The organism is Terrisporobacter petrolearius, assembly GCF_020748185.1.
Lineage (GTDB): Bacteria > Bacillota > Clostridia > Peptostreptococcales > Peptostreptococcaceae > Terrisporobacter > Terrisporobacter petrolearius.
The window spans coordinates 1-441 of record NZ_JAHZMO010000196.1 but is presented as its reverse complement, the minus strand read 5'-3'; the positions used below and the strand labels follow the sequence as shown (position 1 = coordinate 441).

Here is a 441-nt window from a genome sequence, read left to right as displayed (position 1 = left end):
ACCCAAAACCCGGCATTCTTTTCCGCGATGTCACCAGCTTACTGGAAGACCCGAAAGCTTACGCTCTCAGCATCGACTTGCTGGTTGAGCGTTACAAAAATGCGGGCATTACCAAAGTTGTCGGCACCGAAGCGCGTGGCTTCTTGTTTGGCGCTCCGGTAGCTCTGGGTCGGGGCGTTGGCTTTGTACCGGTCCGTAAACCGGGCAAACTGCCGCGTGGAACTATCAGTGAAACTTACGATCTGGAATACGGCACCGATCAGCTGGAAATCCACGTTGATGCCATCCAACCGGGCGACAAAGTTCTGGTGGTGGACGATCTGCTGGCAACCGGCGGCACTATCGAAGCGACCGTTAAACTGATCCGTCGTCTGGGTGGTGAAGTGGCTGACGCAGCGTTCATTATCAACCTGTTCGATCTCGGCGGCGAACAGCGTCTCG

The 441-nt window shown here is 55.8% G+C and carries 1 protein-coding gene; it reads left to right on the top strand.

The window, feature by feature from the left end; genetic code table 11:
• Nucleotides 1-441 (top strand): adenine phosphoribosyltransferase (gene apt / locus K0040_RS22570; RefSeq protein WP_228110471.1); only part of this gene is annotated, 441 nt, incomplete at both ends.